Source organism: Pseudoxanthomonas sp. CF385, assembly GCF_900104255.1.
Taxonomy (GTDB): Bacteria; Pseudomonadota; Gammaproteobacteria; order Xanthomonadales; family Xanthomonadaceae; genus Pseudoxanthomonas_A.
Genome location: NZ_FNKZ01000007.1, coordinates 1 through 1,030, shown reverse-complemented (window position 1 = coordinate 1,030; position 1,030 = coordinate 1). Strand labels below are relative to the sequence as shown.

Sequence of the window (1,030 nt, the reverse complement as noted above, 5' to 3'; positions counted from 1 at the left end):
CGGACGGCGACGTCGAGACCGCGGATCTGGGTGGAGAAGCGCTCGGAGATGGCCAGACCGGCGGCGTCGTCCTTGGCGCTGTTGATGCGCAGGCCCGACGACAGGCGCTGGATGGTGGTGGCGAGCGAGGCGCCGCTGGTGCTCAGATTGCGCTGGGCATTCAGCGAGATGGTGTTGGTGTTGATGACCTGTGCCATGGGAAAGTCCTGGAGTGGAGCGAGGAAGGAATGCCTGGCCGGAGCGGGCGGGAGACACGCCCGCCCCGGTGCCTAGCGCCGGGTTAGCGGAGCAGGCTCAGCACGTTCTGCGGCACCTGGTTGGCCTGGGCCAGCATGGCCGTACCGGCCTGCTGCAGGATCTGGGTGCGGGTCAGTTCGGCGGTTTCCTTGGCGAAGTCCGTGTCGCGGATGCGGCTGCGCGAAGCGGCCAGGTTTTCCGAGCTGGTCTGCAGGTTGGCGACCACCGAGGTGAAGCGGTTCTGCACCGCACCCAGGTCGGCGCGGGCCGAGTTGACCGAGGTCAGCGCGGCGTCGACGATTTCCAGGGCCTTCTGCGCGCCTTCGAACGTGGTGATGTCCAGGTCCTTGGCGAACGAAGCGGTGGCGGTGGCGGCGGCCGTGGTGGTCGCGGCCGTCAGGCCGGAGCCCGTCACCGTGCCGCCGACGACCAGGTCCTTGCCGGCTTTCACCGAGTTCAGGGTCACCTGGTCGGCCGTGACCGAGGCGTACACGCCGGTCTCGCCCATCTTCGCGTTGATCGCCGTGGCCAGCGACTTGGCGATGTCCTCGCCCTGGGCACCGTTCTTGTACGACACGGTGTCGATGGCGACCGCATTGATGGTCAGGCCGGCGACGCTGCCGTCGGCGGCGGCATCGGCGATGGCCGTACCGGTCACGTCGGCGGCGAACTTCACGTTGCCCAGCGACTGCGAGCGGGCATCGACGACCTTGTCGATGGCGATCGCCTGACCGGCGTTGGCGCCGACCTGGAACAGCTGGCTGGTGAACGAGCCGTCGAGCAGCTTGGTGCC

Annotated in this window: 1 protein-coding gene and 1 pseudogene; both read right to left on the bottom strand. The window is 68.4% G+C overall.

What is annotated here, in order from left to right; genetic code table 11:
• Positions 1–197: pseudogene (locus BLT45_RS18000) on the bottom strand (flagellin); the annotation flags it as partial.
• 83 nt (positions 198–280) lie between these two features.
• Positions 281–1,030: flagellin (locus BLT45_RS17995; protein ID WP_254771960.1), on the bottom strand; the 750-nt coding region annotated here is incomplete at its 5' end.